The sequence below is a fragment of the Streptomyces sp. NPDC005262 genome (genome assembly GCF_042872425.1).
GTDB lineage: Bacteria > Actinomycetota > Actinomycetes > Streptomycetales > Streptomycetaceae > Streptomyces.
On the sequence record NZ_JBIAKK010000002.1, the window covers coordinates 438,550 to 458,465 of the forward strand.

General features: G+C 71.1%; 15 protein-coding genes and 1 pseudogene. 13 read left to right on the top strand and 3 right to left on the bottom strand.

Annotation, left to right across the window (positions count from 1 at the left end):
• Positions 1-9: 9 nt before the first annotated feature.
• Positions 10-744, top strand: a complete 735-nt coding sequence (locus tag ACFYP5_RS07185) for a class I SAM-dependent methyltransferase (protein ID WP_389032932.1) — start codon at positions 10-12, stop codon at positions 742-744.
• 83 nt (positions 745-827) lie between these two features.
• The gene (locus ACFYP5_RS07190; RefSeq protein ID WP_389031725.1) at positions 828-1,919 is read left to right on the top strand and encodes a S1C family serine protease; all 1,092 of its coding nucleotides are present in this window, start codon (positions 828-830) and stop codon (positions 1,917-1,919) included.
• Positions 1,920-1,998: 79 nt separating this feature from the next.
• Here the strand turns inward: ACFYP5_RS07190 and ACFYP5_RS07195 are convergent, their stop codons facing one another.
• A complete protein-coding gene (locus ACFYP5_RS07195) occupies positions 1,999-2,208 on the bottom strand; it encodes a hypothetical protein (protein WP_030933634.1) in 210 nt (69 codons plus the stop codon).
• Between the two features lie 96 nt (positions 2,209-2,304).
• Between ACFYP5_RS07195 and ACFYP5_RS07200 the strand changes: the two genes are divergently transcribed.
• The 5 genes and pseudogenes from ACFYP5_RS07200 to ACFYP5_RS07220 all read left to right on the top strand — a co-directional run.
• Positions 2,305-3,507 carry a bifunctional adenosylcobinamide kinase/adenosylcobinamide-phosphate guanylyltransferase gene (locus ACFYP5_RS07200; RefSeq protein ID WP_389031728.1) on the top strand — a complete coding sequence of 401 codons (1,203 nt, stop codon included), beginning with the start codon at positions 2,305-2,307 and terminating at the stop codon, positions 3,505-3,507.
• Between the two features lie 34 nt (positions 3,508-3,541).
• On the top strand, positions 3,542-4,369 hold the full coding sequence (locus ACFYP5_RS07205; protein WP_389031731.1) for a class I SAM-dependent methyltransferase: 828 nt from the start codon (positions 3,542-3,544) through the stop codon (positions 4,367-4,369).
• Positions 4,370-4,484: 115 nt separating this feature from the next.
• Positions 4,485-5,606: a nicotinate-nucleotide--dimethylbenzimidazole phosphoribosyltransferase gene (cobT, locus tag ACFYP5_RS07210; RefSeq protein ID WP_389031734.1), complete on the top strand. Its 1,122-nt coding sequence runs from the start codon at positions 4,485-4,487 to the stop codon at positions 5,604-5,606.
• A gap of 89 nt (positions 5,607-5,695) precedes the next feature.
• Complete coding sequence (locus ACFYP5_RS07215; RefSeq protein ID WP_389031736.1) at positions 5,696-7,477, top strand: phosphatidylglycerol lysyltransferase domain-containing protein; 1,782 nt, start codon at positions 5,696-5,698, stop codon at positions 7,475-7,477.
• Positions 7,474-8,208, top strand: a pseudogene (locus tag ACFYP5_RS07220) (hypothetical protein); the annotation flags it as partial. The gene ACFYP5_RS07215 and the pseudogene ACFYP5_RS07220, both read left to right, overlap by 4 nt.
• Here ACFYP5_RS07220 and ACFYP5_RS07225 read toward each other — a convergent pair.
• On the bottom strand, positions 8,154-8,915 hold the full coding sequence (locus tag ACFYP5_RS07225) for a hypothetical protein (protein WP_389031738.1): 762 nt from the start codon (positions 8,913-8,915) through the stop codon (positions 8,154-8,156). The pseudogene ACFYP5_RS07220 and the gene ACFYP5_RS07225 sit on opposite strands and share 55 nt — an antisense overlap.
• An 88-nt stretch (positions 8,916-9,003) precedes the next feature.
• Between ACFYP5_RS07225 and ACFYP5_RS07230 the strand changes: the two genes are divergently transcribed.
• A complete protein-coding gene (locus ACFYP5_RS07230; protein WP_389031740.1) occupies positions 9,004-9,783 on the top strand; it encodes an adenosylcobinamide-GDP ribazoletransferase in 780 nt (259 codons plus the stop codon).
• 34 nt (positions 9,784-9,817) lie between these two features.
• Here the strand turns inward: ACFYP5_RS07230 and ACFYP5_RS07235 are convergent, their stop codons facing one another.
• The gene (locus ACFYP5_RS07235) at positions 9,818-10,627 is read right to left on the bottom strand and encodes an endo alpha-1,4 polygalactosaminidase (RefSeq protein WP_389031742.1); all 810 of its coding nucleotides are present in this window, start codon (positions 10,625-10,627) and stop codon (positions 9,818-9,820) included.
• A 284-nt stretch (positions 10,628-10,911) separates the two neighbouring features.
• On the opposite strand from ACFYP5_RS07235, the gene ACFYP5_RS07240 reads away from it, so the two are divergent.
• The 5 genes from ACFYP5_RS07240 (at position 10,912) to aceE (ending at position 19,799) form a co-directional block, all read left to right on the top strand.
• Positions 10,912-12,456, top strand: coding sequence for a leucyl aminopeptidase (locus ACFYP5_RS07240; protein WP_389031744.1), 1,545 nt, complete (start codon positions 10,912-10,914; stop codon positions 12,454-12,456).
• Between the two features lie 329 nt (positions 12,457-12,785).
• Positions 12,786-14,174: a dihydrolipoyl dehydrogenase gene (gene lpdA, locus ACFYP5_RS07245; protein WP_030970745.1), complete on the top strand. Its 1,389-nt coding sequence runs from the start codon at positions 12,786-12,788 to the stop codon at positions 14,172-14,174.
• A 98-nt stretch (positions 14,175-14,272) separates the two neighbouring features.
• Complete coding sequence (gene sucB / locus ACFYP5_RS07250) at positions 14,273-16,096, top strand: 2-oxoglutarate dehydrogenase, E2 component, dihydrolipoamide succinyltransferase (protein ID WP_389031746.1); 1,824 nt, start codon at positions 14,273-14,275, stop codon at positions 16,094-16,096.
• A 151-nt stretch (positions 16,097-16,247) separates the two neighbouring features.
• Positions 16,248-16,871, top strand: coding sequence for a GntR family transcriptional regulator (locus ACFYP5_RS07255; protein ID WP_267005536.1), 624 nt, complete (start codon positions 16,248-16,250; stop codon positions 16,869-16,871).
• A 258-nt stretch (positions 16,872-17,129) separates the two neighbouring features.
• A complete protein-coding gene (aceE, locus tag ACFYP5_RS07260; RefSeq protein WP_389031748.1) occupies positions 17,130-19,799 on the top strand; it encodes a pyruvate dehydrogenase (acetyl-transferring), homodimeric type in 2,670 nt (889 codons plus the stop codon).
• The last annotated feature ends 117 nt before the right edge of the window (positions 19,800-19,916 follow it).

The window sequence follows — 19,916 nt, forward strand, 5'->3', positions numbered from 1 at the left end:
GCCGGTGGGCTGCGCAACACCGTCCGCCAGGAGCTGGTCGCCCGGCAGCTCGACGAGCAGATCGCCGCGCGCTTCCCGGTCGGGCAGCGGCTGCGGGTCCTCGATGTGGGCATGGGGCAGGGCACCCAGGCACTGCGGCTGGCCCGGGCCGGCCACACGGTGACCGGCCTGGAGTCCGACGCCGAGATGCTGCGGGTGGCCCGCGAGGCACTCGCCGACGAGCCCGCGGGCATCCGGGAGCGGGTCCGGCTGATCGAGGGCGACGGCCTGGAGACCGGGGTGCACTTCCTGCCGGGCAGCTTCGATGTGGTGCTCTGCCACGGCGTGCTGATGTACGTCCAGGAGCCGGACGCGATGCTGGCGGGCCTGGCCCGGATGCTGGCGCCCGGCGGGCTGCTGTCCCTGCTCGTGCGGAACGGGGACGCGCTGGCGATGCGGCCCGGCACCGCCGGGGACTGGGACACCACGCTGGCCGCGTTCGACACGGACGTGTACACCAACCGGCTGGGACTGACGGTCCGGGCCGACCGGCTGGACGACCTCACCGCCACACTCGCCGGGATCGCAGCGCCGCTGCACGCCTGGTACGGGGTGCGGATCTTCACGGACCACATGAGCAATGACGTGGAACTGCCGGCCGCGGCGGAACTGGACCGGGTGCTGGCCGCGGAGGACCGGGCCGGGCGGACGGACCCGTACCGCAGGGTGGCGGCACTGCTCCATCTGTGCGGCGTGCGGGGCTGAGCGCCGCCCCGTGATACCGGGCGTCCCGCCCGATCGGCTGCACCCAACAGGCCGCCAATGGGTTTAAAAGTAATAATCCGGACATGGATGCTTCCCACTCACGTACCCGTGCCCGCAGGTTGCTGCTGCCGCTGACGGCAGGCCTCTGCGCCCTCGCCCTGGTGAGCGGCTGCTCCGGATCGACGTCGAACGCGTCGCAGGCCGGCGCCACCCCGTCGGGCGCGAAGCAGCAGGCTTCGACCACCCCGTCCGCCGACGAGCTGCAGACCGATTTCCAGACCGTCATCAAGAACGTCCTGCCGTCGGTCGTACAGATCGACGCCTCCAACAGTCTCGGCTCAGGCATCGTCTACGACGACAAGGGCCATATCGTCACCAATGCTCATGTGGTGGGCGAGGAGAAGACCTTCAAGGTCACCGCCGCCACCGGCGAGAAGGTGCTGAGCGCCTCGCTGGTCGCCGCGTATCCGGAACAGGACCTGGCCGTCATCAAGCTCGACGACGTGCCGAGCGGGCTGCAGCCTGCGACGTTCGGTGACTCGGAGAAGGTCGAGGTCGGTCAGATCGTGCTGGCGATGGGCTCGCCGCTCGGACTGTCCAGCAGCGTCACCCAGGGCATCGTGTCGGCGGTCGGCCGGACCGTGACCGAGAGCCGCGCGGGCGGGGGCACCGGGGCGACCATCGCGAACATGGTGCAGACCTCGGCGGCGATCAACCCGGGCAACAGCGGCGGCGCACTGGTCAATCTGGACAGCCAGGTGATCGGCATCCCGACCCTGGGAGCGGTGGACCCGGCCATGGGTGACAGTGCCGCGCCGGGCATCGGGTTCGCGATCCCCGCCTCGATGGTCAGGACGGTGGCCGACCAGATCATCAAGAACGGCAAGGTCACCGACTCGGGCCGGGCGGCACTGAACATCACCGGCCGCACGGTCGTCGACGACAACTACCAGCCGGCCGGGGTGGCGCTGGTCAGCGTCACGAAGGGCGGCGCCGCCGACAAGGCGGGGCTGCGGGCCGGCGACATCGTCACGAAGATCGGCGACACGCAGGTCACGACGATCACCTCGCTGTCGGAGGCACTGGCCGTCGACAAGCCGGGCCAGAAGGTCACGGTGACGTATCTGCGCGACAACGTGCAGAGCACCGCGGACGTCACGCTGGGCGAGATCTGACCGTCTGCGGGCTGGCACCCGCTCGGGCCCCGGGTACCGACGAACGGCACCCGGGGCCCGTGCATGCCGGTGGAACGGGTCAGCCCTGGTCGGCCTGGAGACTCATGGGGCCGTAGATCTTCGTCGCGTCCTCGAACAGCGTCACCTGGTCCGCGCCGCCGTCGAGGAGTTCCTTCCAGAACTCCCCGATCCAGGACTCCGCGTCGCCCTGGGTCGTGAATTCCTCCGGCTGCAGGGCCGGCTCCGTCTCCGTACCGTCGGACTTCTCGAACCGCCACGTCCACGCCATGTCCGCCTCCTGGGTCACGTTGCTGCCCGCAGCCTAGTGGCTGGACGCGCAGGGTTGGTCGCGCAGTCGGTGCGGGGACGCGGGAGGATCAGGAGCGTGGAACTGACTCTGCTCGGCACCGGAGCCCCCGACGGGCTGCCCCGCCCCGAATGTCCGTGCGCCGCCTGCGCCACCGCCCGCGGGCCACGGGCGCGAGCCGCGACCGCGTTGCTGGTCGACGATGCGCTGCTGCTCGATCTCACTCCGGGGGCCGTGTTCGCGGCCGCCCGTGCGGGGCATTCGCTGACCGGCGTACGGCAGGTCCTGCTCACCCATCCGCACGACGGGCCCGCCATGGAGCTGCCCGCCGGGCTGCCCCCGGCCGCCCGGGTGCCGGACGGCCAGGAGCTGACGCTGATCAGCGGGCACCGCATCCGGGCGGTACCGATGGACGCGCCGGGGACCGGATACGAGGTGACCGCCCCGGAGGGCGAGCGGCTGCTGTACATGCCCCCGGGCGCCGCCCCCGCCGGTCTCGCGGACCGGGTGGCGCAGCCTTACGAGATGGTCGTCGGCGATGTGACCGGGCGGCCGGACGCGGTGGCCCGGCTACGGGCCGTCGAGGCGATCGGTCCGGCCACCGAGATCATCGCCGTCCATATCGACCACGACGCACCGCCCGGCCCCGAGCTGGACCGGCGGCTCGCGGCGTCCGGGGCGCGGACCGTGCCGGACGGGACGACGCTGGTGGTGGGTGACTACCAGGCCGTACCGGATGTCCCGCGGCGCACGCTGGTGACAGGCGGTGCGCGGTCCGGGAAGTCGGTGGAGGCCGAGCGGCGTCTGGAGACGTTCCCCGAGGTGGTGTACGTGGCGACGGGCGGCGGCCGGGACGGCGACACGGAGTGGGCTGCCCGGATCGGTCTGCACCGGGAGCGCAGGCCGGCCGCCTGGCGCACCGAGGAGACCTGTGAACTGGCGGAGCTGCTGGAGTCGGACGGGCCGCCGCTGCTGATCGACTGCCTGTCGCTGTGGCTGACGGACGCGATGGACCGGGTGGACGCCTGGTCCGACGCGGCATGGGCGAACGGCGGCGAGACCGCGCTGCGGGAGCGGATCGCCGAACTGGTCGGCGCGGTGCGCGGGACGCGGCGTACCGTCGTCGCCGTCACCAACGAGGTCGGCTCCGGCGTGGTTCCCGCGACGGCCTCCGGGCGGCGGTTCCGGGACGAGTTGGGCCGGCTGAACGCGGCGTTCGCCGACGAGTGCGAGCACGTACTGCTGGTGGTGGCCGGGCAGGCAGTGACACTGCGCGGCTGAGCGGACGGAACGGCAGAGCGGGAAAGGAGCGGACATGACACGTGTACGGCCGATGCTGAACGGGGTCCCGGAGACCCTGTTGTGGACGCTCTACAACCGGGCGTACGAGGCGGGGCAGCCTTATCCCGTCATCGACGATCCGATGGCGCTGCAGCTGGTGGCGGACCTCGACTACCCCTTCGAGGAGCGGTTCGGGCGGCCGAACGCGTTCCACTCGCAGGCGCAGGCGCTGCGTTCGCGCTGCTTCGACCTGACGGTGGAGGGTTACCTGCGTGCCCATCCGCAGGCCACCGTGGTCGGGCTCGGCGACGGTCTGGAGACCGGCTTCTGGCGGGTCGACAACGGCCGGCTCAACTGGCTGAGCGTGGAGTTGCCGGAGGTCGCCGCGCTGCGCCGTACTCTGCTGCCCTCGTCGGACCGGCTGCGGACGCTGTCCCGTTCGGCGACCGACCTCTCCTGGCTGGACGAGATCGAGGACCCGGTCGGCCGGGGTGTGGCCGTCACGACGCAGGGGCTGCTGATGTATCTGGAACCTGCCGAGGTGCGGAAGATCCTCGCGGGCTGCGCCGAACGGCTGCCCGGCGGCGTCCTCGTCCTGGACTCGATGGCGCGCTGGCTGGCGCGAGGGACAGTGGCCGGTACGTCGAAGGTCGGCGCCATGACCATCCCGCCGATGCGCTGGGCGATGAACCCTCGCGAGCGGAAGAAGCTGGGCAGTGCGCATCCGAACATCACCGAGGTGCACGCCCTGGGGCTGCCACGCGGACGGGGTGCGATGGGCGAGCTGATCCGGCTCCAGCACCTGACGCCGGGTCTGCGGACGCTGACCCCCGCGATGACGCTGCTGCGGTTCGGGGCCTGATCCACCGCCCGCCGCACCGATGGGGCGTCAGAAACGCGGCAGGTACTGTTCCGCAATGAGCCCGGCGGCGGGCTCACCGGCCCACACCACGTAACGACCCGCGAGGCAGACCCCCGTGAATCTGGACGACTTCTCCGACCTGATCGAACGCCCCGACGGCGGCGTACGGCGCGACGCCGAGGAACGCCGGGAGCGGCTGATCGTGCCCCCGGGTGCCCTCGGCCGCCTCGACGAGCTGGGCGAATGGCTCTCGGCCGCGCAGCAGGCCGTACCGGTCAAGCCGATCGAGCAGCCGCGCGTGGTGCTCTTCGCCGGTGATCACGGGGTGGCCGAACTGGGTGTCTCGGGCCGTGCGTCCGGAACCGCGCACGAGCTGGTGCGGGCCACGCTGGACGGTGCGACGCCGCTCGCCGTGCTGGCCCGCCGCTTCTCCGTACCGGTGCGGATCGTCGACGCCGGCCTGGACTGCGATCCGCAACTGCTGCCCGAGCCGGTCGTACGTCACCGGGTGCGGCGCGGCAGCGGCCGGATCGACATCGAGGACGCGATGACGGCCGAGGAGGCCGAGCAGGCCGTGCGGCTCGGGATCGCGATCGCCGACGAGGAGGCCGACTCGGGCACCGATCTGGTGGTGCTCGGCGATCTGAGCGTCGGCGGCACCACTGCGGCGTCCACGCTGATCGCGGCGCTGTGCGGCACGGACGCCTCGGTGGTCACCGGGCGCGGCGGTGCGGGCATCGACGATCTCGCCTGGATGCGCAAGTGTGCGGCGATCCGGGACGCGTTGCGACGGGCCCGGCCGGTCCTCGGTGACCAGCTGGAGCTGCTGGCCACGGTCGGCGGCGCCGACCTGGCGGCGATGACCGGATTCCTCCTGCAGTGCGCGGTGCGCAGGCTGCCGGTGATCCTGGACGGCGTGGTCTCCTCGGCGTGTGCGCTGGTCGCCCAGCGGGCCGCCTTCCGGGCGCCGGACTGGTGGCTGGCGGGCCAGGTGAGCGGCGAGCCGGCGCAGACGAAGGCGCTGGACCGGATGGCGCTCAACCCGCTGCTCGACCAGGGCGTCGTCGTGGGCGAGGGGAGCGGGGCCCTGCTGGCGCTTCCGCTCGTGCAGGCCGCGGCCGCGCTGGCGGCGGAGCTGCCCGAGCGCGCACCCGCGGACACCGGCGAGGACGGCGAGAAGGACGACGAGAAGGACGGCGACGAGGCCGGCGCGAACGGCAGCACGGCCGTCGACTGACAGACCCTGCCGGGCTGCGGCCGCCGGTCACGGACACCGGCCGCAGCGCAGCCCCTTGCGAAGCGATATGCCCCATATGATCGCTTTTCATGGGAGAGGTCCGATTGTCCGGTGGGGGTGTCCGGCGGAGCACCGTCCGCTCACGACGCAGCGCGGCATTCGCCATCTGGTATCTGCGCGCCGTGTCGTTCATCAATTTCCTGAGCGCTGTCTGGGTCACGCTCGGCCAAGACCTCCGCCGGCACAACACCGAGAACTACTTCACGCCCTATCTGCTCACCGCGGGCTTCTCCTCCGGGGTGGTAGCACTCTTCCTGGCGGTCACCATGCGCCGCCGCAAGCGGGCCGCGTGGATCGTCAACATGGTGCTGAGCGGTCTGCTGCTCCTGCTCTTCGCCTTTGTGATCCCCTTCCCGGAGATCCGGCAGTACCCGCAGAACTGGATCTCCCTGGCACTGACCGCCGCGTTCGTCCTGGCGCTCCTCCTCGGCCGGCGCGAGTTCTACGCCAAGGGCGACAGATCCAACCCGAAGCTGGCGGCCGTGGTCGCCGTCGGCGGCCTGCTGATCACCTCGCTGATCGCGACCCTGCTCGTCACCGTCACCAACACGGCGCACGACGCGTCCCGCTCGACCTTCCTCGACCGCTGGCGCTACGGCGCGCTTCGGCTGATCTCGGTCGCCTCCGACAACCGCCGCTTCCCCGGCATCACCGTGCCCGGCTGGGTCGATGTCGTCATCAACATCCTGTCCACCCTGCTGCTGATCGCCGTCGTGTACGCGGCCTTCCGCTCCCGCCGGGCCGTCGACCCGATCACCCCGCAGGACGAGGACCGGCTCCGCGTCCTGCTCGACAGGAACGGCGACCGCGACTCGCTCGGCTACTTCGCGCTGCGCCGGGAGAAGAGCGTCGTCTGGTCGCCGACCGGGAAGGCCGCCGTCGCCTACCGGGTGGTCGGCGGGGTCTCGCTCGCCTCCGGTGACCCGATCGGCGACCCGGAGGCCTGGCCCGGCGCGATCGAGCCGTGGCTCGCCGAGGCCCGCGAGCACGGCTGGATCCCCGCGGTGATGGGGGTGAGCGAGGAGGGCGGCACGGTCTATGCCCGGCACGGCCTCGACGCGCTGGAACTCGGCGACGAAGCGATCGTGGAGACGGCCGAGTTCACCCTCGACGGACGGGCGATGCGGACCGTCCGCCAGGCCTACAACCGGGTCAGGCGCGCCGGGTACGAGGTGACCGTCCGCCGCCACGCGGACATCCCCGACGACGAGATGGCCGAACTGCTGCGCCGCGCCGACGACTGGCGCGACGGGGAGACCGAGCGCGGCTTCTCGATGGCGCTGGGACGGCTCGGCGATCCGGCGGACGGGCAGTGCGTGATGCTGGCGTGCCGGGACAGCGGGGACGCTCCCGGACAGGGCGAGTTGCGGGCCGTACTGAGCTTCGTCCCCTGGGGTCCGAACGGTCTCTCGCTGGACCTGATGCGCCGTGACCGGAACTCCGAGAACGGCCTGATGGAGTTCATGGTCATCGAACTCCTGCAGCGCGCGCCGAAGATCGGGATCACCCAGGTGTCGCTCAACTTCGCGATGTTCCGGTCCGTCTTCGAGAGGGGATCACGGCTCGGCGCCGGACCGGTGCTGAGACTGTGGCGCTCGCTGCTCAGCTTCTTCTCGCGCTGGTGGCAGATCGAGTCGCTCTACCGCGCCAACGCCAAGTACCGACCGATCTGGGAACCGCGCTTCATGCTCTTCGAGAAGAGCTCCGACCTGCTGCGCATCGGCATCGCAGCAGCCCGCGCCGAAGGGTTCCTGGAGGCCCCCGGCCTGCCCAGGTGGATGCACCGCGCGCATCTGGGGACCCGTAGATGAGACCGGTGACCGCGCTGCGCACGGCCGCCCGCCGCGAGTGGGGGCCGCTGCTGTCCGCCGTACGCTGCGCGCTCACCGGCTCCCGGCTGCGGGCCGTGCCGATGACGCTGGGGGCGGTCTGCCTGACGGCCCTGCTCCAGGCGGCGCAGAACCAGTCCTGGGGCCGGCGGCCGGTGCACGTACTCGGCTCGGTGCGGGCCGAGGACCCGCTGTGGCTCGCCCTGCTGCGTACCCCGCTGTCGCTGTTCGTACCCGCGCCGGATCTGCCGGTGTGGGGTGCGCTGGCGCAGGTGCTGGTGGTGTTCGGGATCGCCGAGATCCGTCCGGGCCGGGGGCGCACCCTGCTGATCGCGTACGTCGCGACACTGGCCGGGACGCTGTACGCACGGGTGGGCGTCGCGGCCGGCCCCGACGGGCTGCTCGGACTGCCCGCGTCGGACGCACAGGTCGTCGACACCGGTCCGTCGGCGGCGGTGGTGGGGATCGCGGTGTATCTGTGCCACGTCTACCGCGCCTGGGTCACCGGTGCGGTGGTGATCGCGGCGATGGTCGTCGAGGTGGTCCTCAAGAACAACCTGGCGGGCAAGGAGCATCTCGCGGCGATCGTCGCGGTGCTGATCCTGTGCGGTTTCACGGTCCGTCACGACCGGAGCCGCCATCTGCGCGCCCGCCGCGGTCAGGACCTGCGCACTGGGGCCGGGGTCCGGTCCGGTGCGCCGCCGATCAGATCCTCGAATCTGCGGCGCGGCCCCACCCAGCGCCGGTCGTGGTGGTACGCGCGCAGCACCGCTCTGGAGCGGGCGCGGTGGCGGTTGCGGTAGAAGCGCTTCGCCCACTTCGAGGTCGGCCGGGCCAGCCGGATCGCGCCGAACAGGGCGACGAACGGCACCAGGGTGCCGATCACCGCCATCCGGGCCTTTCCCTTGAAGAGCGCGATCAGCACGAAGCAGAAGTTGATCAACAGGGTCAGGAGGATGCCGAGCCGTCCCTGCTCCTGATCGCTGGTCAGTTCGTTCACCCCGAGCGGCGAGAAGCCGCCGAGGAGGAGCAGGACGAGCGCCGCGGTGAGGACCACGACCTCCACGCTCTGCCGGCCCTCTTCCGTCCAGTACACGTCGTCGAGATGGAGGATCAGGGCGAACTCGTCCAGCACCAGCCCCGCGCCCATCCCGAAGATCACCGCGCAGATGCCCGCCGTGAGACCGTGCCGCCCGCTGGAGACCGCACCGAAGCCGCCGATCACCGTCAGCACCACACCGGGCACCACATGGTGGACGTGCAGGCCGCCGGGTGTGATGTTGCGGAACGGCCCCTTCCCGGCCCTGATCAGCCGAGTGATGAGACGAGTGATGGCGAAGGTCAGCACGAAGGCGGCCAGCGCGAGGAGCAGGGGCAGTTTCCCCGGCTCGACGAAGTTCTGATCGAACCAGTGACCCATGCCACCCTCTCCCGATGAACCACTTTTGTGGCGTTCTGCAGCGTTTCGGCCAATCTATCGACCCGGAGGAGCGATTAGCCTGCGCGCCGTGACCTCCCCGAACAGCCACGGCATACGTTTCGCCTTCGGCACCCTGACCGTCCTCCCCGTCCGCGTCACCCGCTGGGACCGTGAAGCGGCCCGCGCCGGGATGCTGTGCGCCCCGCTCGCCGGTCTGACGGTGGGGCTGTCGGCGGCGGCGCCCGGTGCGCTGTTGCTGCTGTTCGGCTCGGGGCCACTGCTCGCCGCGGTCGCCTCGGCCGCGGTGCCCGCGGTCCTCACGAGGGGACTGCATCTCGACGGCCTCGCGGACACCGCGGACGGGCTCGGCAGCGGCAAACCCGCTCAGGACGCGCTGCGCATCATGAAGCAGTCGGACATTGGGCCGTTCGGTGTGATCACCCTGCTGTTCGTGCTGCTGGCCCAGGTCGCCGTCCTCCACCAGCTGTACGGGCAGGGCTGGGCGTACGGCGCGATGGCGGCGGCCGTCGCCGGGGTCACCGCCCGGCTGGCGCTCACGCTGGCATCCCGTCAGGGCGTACCGCCGGCCCGGCCGGAGGGGCTGGGTGCGGCGGTGGCGGGAACGGTTCCGCTGCGGGCGGCGGCCGGTGCGGCCGCGGTGGTGGTGGCCGCGTGCGCGGGGGCGGGGGCGGTGTTCGGCGGGTATGCGCCGTTGCACCAGGGACTTGCCGTGGTGGGCGGGCTGGCCGCTGCGCAGGTGTTGCTGCGGCACTGCGTACGGAGGTTCGGCGGGGTCACGGGGGATGTGTTCGGTGCGGTCGCGGAGGTGGCGGCGACGGGGGCGCTGGTGGGGCTGGCCATGGGCTGAGAGAGCGCGAGGCGGTCGGATTGCCGATATGTCGTCAATTTCCGGACGGGCTCGACGTACAGCTCCGGCGCCAGACTCCCAGTTCGTACCTCTTGCGCAGTGAGCTCAGGCGCAGCTTCTTCGACTGCGGGCAGAACCGCGCCACCGGCACCTCGTACTCCACGTGGAACACCGCCTTGTCCGCCTCGATGAACGGTGTGAGGGCGGCGCACTCGTCGTGCTGCGCGCACTGTTCGTTGACCGCGAAGTCGAAGTCCGGCTCCAGCTGCGGAATCTGGTCCAGGTCGTTCTTCAGGCCGACGGCCAGCCCGTGACGGTGGGCGATGCGGGCGACGAGCCGGTTGTAGCGCAGCTGGTCGGCAGAGGTCAGCGGGAAACCCGTCCGGTTGCGGTAGCCGTCCATGTTGTCGGGCTCCACCGCGTCGAAGCCCTTCCTCGCACACATCTCGATCCGGGCCTCCATCAGCGGTTCCAGCACGTCCGTGCGGCGGATGTCGAGCCAGCGCTCCCCCGGCCAGCCGTTGCCCCTCCCCCGCACCGAGGCGGGAAACCTCTCGGCGTCCGGGCGGAAGTCCTCCCAGGCCCCCGTGGAGACGTAGCAGATGACCTTGCGGCCCCGGCGGTGCAGATCGGCGACCGCCGACGCGTCGTGCTCGAAGCCGTCGATGTCGTACACCGGGACGTCCACGGTGGGGTCGAGGCGGCCGGAGAGCTGCCACTGCCAGTCGGCACCGGGCCTCGGCCCCCAGCGCTCAGCGGGGGCGGATTCCGGCGCCGCGGTGCAGCCGACCAGGACCGTCAACACAATCAGTACGGCGGTCAGTGCCGGCCCCGGTCCCGACATGCGTGCAGCCCACTGAGCGCGCATCCCTCTCCCCCGTTCGCTCCGGCACTCCCAACCGACCCTACTGGCAGGGGCGTTCACGTCTCCTCGGCCCCGGCCGGGCCGGCCGGGGCCGAGGCCGTACCGCCGGAACGGGTCGCCGACGGCCCGCCGACGTGATCCGACAGCAAAGGCGCGCGTACGCTCATTACCGGCACATTGCGGCGGCGTCTACGATGCGCCGGGCACGGTCGGCCCACCCCTCGACCGACAAATGAACTCAACGGAAGCGAGATTTCACCACCGTGACTGCTCTCACTCTCAGCACTGCCGGTGCGGCGACGCTGCGCGCCGACGCACTCGTCGTCGGCGTCGCCAAGGGCGCCAAGGGTCCGGTCGTCGCACCGGGCGCCGAGGCCGTGGACAAGGCGTTCGACGGAAAGCTCGCCACCGTCCTGGAGACCCTGGGCGCCTCCGGTGCCGAGGGCGAAGTCACCAAGCTCCCCGCGCCGGACGGCCTCAAGGTCCCCGTCGTCATCGCGGTCGGGCTCGGTTCGGTCCCGGCCAAGGACGCGGCGTTCGACGCGGAGGCCCTGCGCCGCGCCGCGGGCTCCGCCGCGCGTGCGCTGGCCGGTTCGAAGAAGGCCGGCTTCGCACTGCCGGTCGTGTCGGTCGAGGACGCCGAGGCCGTCGCCGAGGGCGCGCTCCTCGGTGCATACGCCTTCACCGCGTACCAGGGCGGCGAGAACAAGCTCGCCGCGAAGGACCAGAAGAACGGCAACGGCCCGAAGCTGCCGCTCGCCGAGGTCGCCCTGCTCGGCGCCAAGCCGCGCGACAAGGCCTTCAAGGCGGCCGCCGAGCGCGCCGTCGCGGTCGTCGAGGAGATCAACCGCGCCCGCGACCTGATCAACACCCCGCCGAACGACCTGTACCCCGAGTCCTTCGCCGCCGTGGCCACGGCCGCCGGCAAGGAGCACGGCATCAAGGTGCAGGTCCTCGACGAGAAGGCGCTCGTCAAGGGCGGCTTCGGCGGCCTGCTGGGCGTCGGCCAGGGCTCGACCCACGGCCCCCGCCTGGTGAAGCTCGCCTACACGCACCCCAAGGCGGAGAAGACTCTGGCCCTGGTCGGCAAGGGCATCACCTACGACTCGGGCGGCATCTCGCTGAAGCCGGCCGGTCACAACGAGACGATGAAGTGCGACATGAGCGGCGCCGCCGCCGTGTTCGCGACCGTCGTCGCGGCCGCCCGTCTGGGGCTCCAGGTCAACGTCACCGGCTGGCTGGCGCTCGCCGAGAACATGCCGTCCGGCAACGCGACCCGCCCGGGTGACGTGCTGCGCATGTACAGCGGCAAGACCGTCGAGGTCCTCAACACGGACGCCGAGGGCCGGCTCGTCCTCGCCGACGCGCTGACCCGTGCCTGCGAGGAGAAGCCGGACGCGATCGTCGACGTGGCGACCCTGACCGGCGCGATGGTGCTGGCACTGGGCCACCGCACCTTCGGCATCATGGCGAACGACGACGCCTTCCGTACCTCCATCCACGAGATCGCCGAGGAGGTCGGCGAGGCCTCCTGGCCGATGCCGCTCCCCGCCGACCTGCGCAAGGGCATGGACTCCCCGACCGCCGACATCGCCAACATGGGCGAGCGGATGGGCGGCGGCCTGGTGGCCGGCCTGTTCCTGAAGGAGTTCGTGGGCGAGGGCATCGCCTGGGCGCACCTGGACATCGCGGGCCCGGCCTTCCACGAGGGCGCACCGTACGGTTACACGCCGAAGGGCGGCACCGGTTCCGCGGTCCGCACGCTGGTGAAGCTGGCGGAGCGCACCGCGGCCGGCGACCTCGGCTGAGGCAGTTGTGTGTGCGTGCGGCCCCGGGCATACGTCCGGGGCCGCACGTGTTCCCCCCTTGACGCCGCTGCGCCGCGTCACGCAGGTTTCGCTCTCGACGAAATCCGTATGTCTCTACGCAGCGGTAACCCTCTGGAACGGACCATCAGCCGTCCCAGACCAGGGCCCCGCGTCCCGCCCACCGTCAACAAGTGCGAAGATGGGTTCTCGGCAGGACAGGGCCCCCACCACAGGGCCGAAAGACAAAAGCGGCCGAACACCAGCCGACCGGCCGGTCACACCCCAGCGACGGGGCCCGGCGTACGGCGCACATGCATGGAGGACGTGACGTGGCGAACGACGCCAGCACCGTTTTCGACCTAGTGATCCTCGGCGGTGGTAGCGGCGGTTATGCCGCGGCCCTGCGCGGAGCGCAGCTGGGCCTGGACGTCGCTCTGATCGAGAAGGGCAAGGTCGGCGGCACCTGCCTGCACAACGGCTGCATCCCCACGAAGGCGCTGCTGCACGCCGGTGAGATCGCCGACCAGGCACGCGAAGCCGGCCAGTTCGGCGTCAAGGCCACCTTCGAGGGCATCGACATCGAGGCCGTCCACAAGTACAAGGACGAGGTGATCACCGGCCTGTACAAGGGCCTGCAGGGTCTGATCGCCTCGCGCAAGGTGACGTACATCGAGGGCGAGGGACGGCTCTCCTCCCCCACCTCCGTGGACGTGAACGGCCAGCGCATCCAGGGCCGCCACGTGCTCCTGGCGACCGGCTCCGTGCCGAAGTCGCTGCCGGGCCTGGAGATCGACGGCAACCGCATCATCTCCTCGGACCACGCGCTGAAGCTGGACCGCGTCCCGCAGTCCGCGATCGTGCTGGGCGGCGGCGTCATCGGCGTCGAGTTCGCCTCGGCGTGGAAGTCCTTCGGCACCGACGTCACCATCGTCGAGGGCCTGAAGCACCTCGTCCCGGTCGAGGACGAGAACAGCTCGAAGCTTCTTGAGCGCGCTTTCCGCAAGCGCGGCATCAAGTTCAACCTCGGCACCTTCTTCCAGAAGGCCGAGTACACCGAGAACGGTGTGCGGGTCACCCTCGCCGACGGCAAGACCTTCGAGGCGGAGGTGCTGCTGGTCGCGATCGGCCGCGGTCCGGTCTCGCAGGGCCTGGGTTACGAGGAGGCCGGCGTCGCGATGGACCGCGGCTATGTCCTCGTCGACGAGTACATGCAGACCAACGTCCCGACCGTCTCGGCCGTGGGCGACCTGGCCCCGACCCTCCAGCTCGCGCACGTCGGCTTCGCCGAGGGCATGCTGGTCGCGGAGCGGCTGGCCGGTCTGAAGGTCGTTCCGATCGACTACGACGGTGTCCCCCGGGTGACGTACTGCCACCCCGAGGTCGCCTCCGTGGGCATCACCGAGGCCAAGGCCAAGGAGCTCTACGGCGCGGACAAGGTCGTCGCTCTGAAGTACAACCTCGCGGGCAACGGCAAGAGCAAGATCCTGAAGACCGCGGGCGAGATCAAGCTCGTCCAGGTCAAGGACGGTGCCGTGGTCGGCGTCCACATGGTCGGTGACCGTATGGGCGAGCAGGTCGGCGAAGCCCAGCTGATCTACAACTGGGAGGCGCTGCCGGCCGAGGTCGCGCAGCTCGTCCACGCCCACCCGACGCAGAACGAGGCGCTCGGCGAGGCCCACCTGGCCCTGGCCGGCAAGCCCCTGCACTCGCACGACTGATCCGGTCAGGGCGCGACGACCGACACTTCCGCACTTCCCCGAGCTCGCGGTCCCGCTCGCGAGCCGGGGAGACCACATCCTTAGGAGCAACTGAAACCATGTCGGTTTCCGTAACCCTTCCGGCGCTCGGCGAGAGCGTCACCGAGGGAACTGTCACCCGCTGGCTGAAGGCCGAGGGCGAGCGCGTCGAGGTCGACGAGCCGCTGCTCGAGGTGTCGACCGACAAGGTCGACACCGAGATCCCGGCCCCCTCCGCCGGCATCCTCGCCTCCATCAAGGTCGCCGAGGACGAGACCGTCGAGGTCGGCGCCGAGCTGGCCATCATCGACGACGGCACGGGCGCACCCGCCCCGGCCGCGGCTCCGGCCGCCGAGCCCGCGGCCGCGCCTGCCGCTGCCGCACCCGCCCCGGTCGCCGAGGCCCCCGCCGCTGCCCCGGCCCCTGCGGCCGCCGCACCGGCCGGTGGCGCCACCGGTACCGACGTCACCCTTCCGGCGCTCGGCGAGAGCGTCACCGAGGGCACCGTCACCCGCTGGCTGAAGGAGGTCGGCGAGGAGGTCACGGAGGACGAGCCGCTGCTCGAGGTCTCCACGGACAAGGTCGACACCGAGATCCCCGCCCCCGTCTCCGGCGTGCTGCTGGAGATCGTGGTCGCCGAGGACGAGACCGCCGAGGTCGGCGCCAAGCTCGCCGTCATCGGTGCCGCGGGCGCCGCTCCGGCCGCTGCCCCGGCCCCCGCCGCTCCGGCTCCCGTGGCCGCTCCGGCTCCCGTGGCCGCTCCGGCTCCCGTGGCCGCTCCGGCTCCCGTGGCCGCCCCGGCCCCCGCCTCCGCCGCCGCTGCCCCGGCCGCTCCGGCTGCCCCCGCTCCGGCCCCGGCCCCGGTGGCGCCCGCCGCTCCGGCGCCCGTGGCCGCCCCGGCCGCCCCGGCTGCTCCGGTCGCCGCCCCGGCTCCGGTCGCCCCGCCCGCTCCGGCCGCGGTCTCCGGTGACGAAGGCGCGTACGTCACGCCGCTGGTCCGCAAGCTCGCCGCCGAGAACGGTGTCGACCTCGCCGCGGTCAAGGGCACCGGTGTCGGTGGCCGTATCCGCAAGCAGGACGTCGTCGCCGCCGCGGAGGCCGCCAAGGCCGCCGCCGCTGCTCCGGCCCCCGTCGCGGCTGCCCCGGCGGCCGCGAAGGCGCCGAAGCTCGAGGTCTCCCCGCTGCGCGGTCAGACGGTCAAGATGACCCGCATGCGCAAGGTCATCGGCGACAACATGATGAAGGCGCTGCACTCGCAGGCCCAGCTGACCTCGGTCCTCGAGGTCGACATCACGAAGCTGATGAAGCTGCGCAACCAGGCGAAGGCCGCGTTCGCCGCCCGTGAGGGCGTCAAGCTGTCCCCGATGCCGTTCTTCGTGAAGGCGGCGGCCCAGGCGCTGAAGGCCCACCCGGTCATCAACGCCCGGATCAACGAGGACGAGGGCACCATCACGTACTTCGACTCGGAGAACATCGGCATCGCCGTGGACGCCGAGAAGGGTCTGATGACCCCGGTCATCAAGGGTGCGGGCGACCTGAACATCGCCGGTATCTCGAAGAAGACCGCCGAGCTGGCCGGCAAGGCCCGCGGTGGCGGTCTGACCCCGGACGACATGTCCGGTGCCACCTTCACCATCAGCAACACCGGTTCGCGCGGTGCGCTGTTCGACACCGTCATCGTGCCGCCGAACCAGGCCGCCATCCTGGGCATCGGTGCCACGGTCCGCCGCCCGGTGGTCATCGACCACCCGGACCTCGGCGAGACGATCGCGGTGCGCGACATGACGTACCTCTCGCTCTCCTACGACCACCGTCTGGTGGACGGCGCGGACGCCGCCCGCTACCTGACCGCGGTCAAGGCGATCCTGGAGGCCGGCGAGTTCGAGGTCGAGCTCGGCCTGTAAGGCGGGTACGGCTCGTTGTAACCAGCCTCACCAGCGGCGCCCCCGTCCGGACCACTTCCGGGCGGGGGCGCCGCCGTATTGTCTAGACACCACCGGTCGCCGCTTCGGCGCAGACCGGTCGGCAGCGTCGGTTTTTCCGAAGGAGCCCCTCATGACCCCGCCCGTCGTCCACTCGCTGCGCGAACAGATCCGCGAGCACATCGTGGACGGGATCGTCAGCGGGCGCTGGAAGCCGGGCGAGCGGATCGTGGAGCGACGGATCGCCACCGAGCTGGAGGTCAGTCAGACGCCCGTACGCGAGGCGCTGCGGGAGCTGGAGACCCTCCGGCTGATCGAGTCGGCGCCCAACAAGGGCGTACGGGTACGGAATCTGACAGCGGCCGACCTGGAGGAGTCCTACCCGGTACGGGCCGGTCTCGAGCAGATCGCCGCGGAGCTGGCGGCTCCGACGCTCGGCGAGGACTGCTCGCGGCTGTCGCCGCATGTGGCGGCGTTGTACGAAGCCGACCGGCTGGCCGACGGCGAGGCGCAGGTACGGCACACGGTGGCGTTCCACCGGGAGATGGTGCGGGCCGCCGGGAACGCCGTGCTGCTGCACACCTGGGAGGGGCTGGGCATCGAGGTGTTCACGGCGCTCTCGATCCGCTGGCTGGGGACGGTGCAGAAGTCGTACGCGGAAGAGCACGAGGCGCTCATCGACGCGTTCCTCCGCAAGGACCCGGACATCGGTGTGCTGGTGAAGGCGCATGTCCTGGGGTGCGCGCCGCGCGCCTGAGGCCCGTGCGCAGATGGGGGCGAGGGCGCTCGACCGTGCAGTCACGCGCCCGGTTTATGACTATTTGGAGCGTCACTCCGTGCCGCGAAACAGGGCACCGGATGCCAATTTCTCTATATCGAGAAGTTTTGCCTTTCATCCTTTGATCGATCATCGATCAGCGATTTAGAGTTCATTTCGCGGGCCCACCGGCCCCATCGCCCTGTCCTGCCAGTCAGGGCCTTTCTCCACCCCCCTCCTCTCCGGAAGGCGGCGATCATGACCGACCCCGTAGGAAAGCTTCCGAGCGAGCTCGACCAGCTCCCGGACCGTGACCCGGAGGAGACCGCCGAATGGGCGGCCTCCCTCGATGCCGTCACCAAGGCTGCGGGCCCGCACCGGGCCGCATACCTGATGCGCCGCTCGCTCCAGCACGCCGAGGGTGCCGGTCTCGCGCTGCCCAAGCTGCTGGAGACCGATTACGTCAACTCCATCCCGACCGCCGCCGAACCCGCGTTCGACGGCGACCTGGAGATGGAGTCCCGGATCACCGCCTGGAACCGCTGGAACGCGGCCGCGATGGTCACCCGTGGCGCCCGGCACGGCGTCGGCGGCCACATCGCCACTTTCGCCTCGGCGGCCTGGCTGTACGAGACCGGCTTCAACCACTTCTTCCGCGGCAAGGAGGGGGACGGCTCCGGCGACCAGCTCTACATCCAGGGCCACGCCTCCCCCGGCATCTACGCCCGTGCCTTCCTCGACGGCCGGCTCGGCGAGCAGCAGCTCGACAACTTCCGCCAGGAGGCGGGCGGCGACGGTCTGCCGTCCTACCCGCACCCACGGCGGCTGCCCTGGCTGTGGGAGTTCCCCACCGTGTCGATGGGCCTCGGCCCGCTCGCGGCCATCTACCAGGCGCGCTTCAACCGCTATCTGACCAACCGCAACATCAAGGACACGTCGAACTCGCACGTCTGGGCCTTCCTGGGCGACGGCGAGATGGACGAGCCCGAGTCGACCGCGGCCCTCGCCCTCGCGGCGCGTGAGCAGCTCGACAACCTGACCTTCGTCATCAACTGCAACCTGCAGCGTCTGGACGGCCCGGTCCGCGCCAACTTCCGGGTGGTCCAGGAGCTTGAGGGTGCGTTCCGCGGAGCCGGCTGGAACGTCATCAAGACGCTCTGGGGCAACGCCTGGGACGAACTGTTCCAGCTGGACACCACGGGCGCGCTGGTCCGTCGGCTCCGGGAGGTCCCGGACGCCCAGTTCCAGACGTACGCCACCCGCGACGTCGCGTACATCCGCGAGCACTTCTTCGGCGCCGAGCCGGCGCTCGCCGAGCTGGCGAAGCTGCTCACCGACGCGAAAATCGCCGAGTGCTTCTACACCTCCCGCGGCGGCCACGAGGCCCGCAAGGTGTACGCGGCGTACAAGGCGGCCGTCGAGCACAAGGGCGCGCCGACCGTGATCCTCGCCCAGACGGTGAAGGGCTACACGCTCGGCAAGGGCTTCGAGTCCAAGAACGCCAACCACCAGATGAAGAAGCTGACGATCGACGAGTTCAAGGGCATGCGCGAGCTGCTCGGACTCCCGATCCCGGACAGCGCCTTCGACGACGGCCTGGTGCCCTACGGCCACCCGGGCGCGGACTCTCCTGAGGTCCGCTACCTCCAGGAGCGCCGCGCCGCCCTCGGCGGCCCCGCCCCGGCCCGCCGGGTGCACGCGGTGGCGCTGCCCGAGCCGGAGGAGCGGGCGTTCGCCGCGCTGAAGAAGGGGTCCGGCAAGCAGGAGATGGCCACCACCATGGCCTTCGTCCGCCTGGCCAAGGATCTGATGCGGGACAAGGAGACCGGCAAGCGCTGGGTTCCGATCGTCCCCGACGAGGCCCGTACCTTCGGCATGGAGTCACTGTTCCCGTCGGCCGGTATCTACTCGCCGCTGGGCCAGACGTACGACCCGGTCGACCGCGACCAGTTGATGTACTACAAGGAGGCCAAGGACGGCCAGATCCTCAACGAGGGGATCACCGAGGCCGGCGCCATGGCCGACTTCATCGCCGCCGCCACGTCGTACGCGACGCACGGCGAGACGATGATCCCCTTCTACATCTTCTACTCGATGTTCGGCTGGCAGCGGACCGGCGACCAGATGTGGCAGCTCGCCGACCAGCTCGGCAAGGGCTTCATCGTCGGCGCCACGGCGGGCCGCACGACGCTGACCGGTGAGGGCCTGCAGCACGCGGACGGCCACTCGCACCTGATCGCGGCCACGAACCCGGCGTCGCTCAACTACGACCCGGCGTTCGCGTACGAGATCGCGGTGATCGTCAAGGACGGTCTGCGGAGGATGTACGGCCCCGAGGCCGAGAACGTCTTCTACTACCTGACGGTCTACAACGAGCCGAAGCCGCAGCCCGCGATGCCGGAAGGCGTCGAGGACGGCATCGTCAAGGGTCTGTACCGCTTCAAGGAGGGCACGCCCGCCTCGGCGGACGCGCCGCGCCTGCAGCTGCTGGCCTCCGGCACGGCGATCCACTGGGCCCTGGAGGCCCAGGAGCTGCTCGCCGCGGACTGGGGTGTCACGGCCGACGTCTGGTCCGCCACGTCCTGGGGCGAGCTGCGCCGCGAGGCGCTGGAGTGCGACGAGGCGCTGCTCCGCGGTGAGCAGCGGCTGCCGTACGTGACGCAGGCCCTGTCCGGTGCGCCGGGTCCGGTCCTCGCGGTCAGCGACTGGATGCGTCAGGTCCCGGACCAGATCAGCCAGTGGGTGGAGCAGGACTGGTCCTCGCTCGGCACGGACGGCTTCGGTCTGTCCGACACCCGTGACGCCGCCCGCCGCCACTTCGGCGTCGACGCCCCGTCGATCGCGGTCGCGGCGCTGGCCCAGCTGGCGCGGCGCGGCGAGGTGCCCGCGTCGGCGGTGAAGGAGGCCCGGGAGAAGTACGGGCTGTGAGGTGAGGCGGCCGGGTGCGCCCGGCCGCCGTTCCGCCCTCGATCGCCGGGCGGGCACGTTTCCCGTGCCCGCCCGGCGGTCGAGGGCTTCTCTGCGAGCCCGCCCGGCGATCGAGGC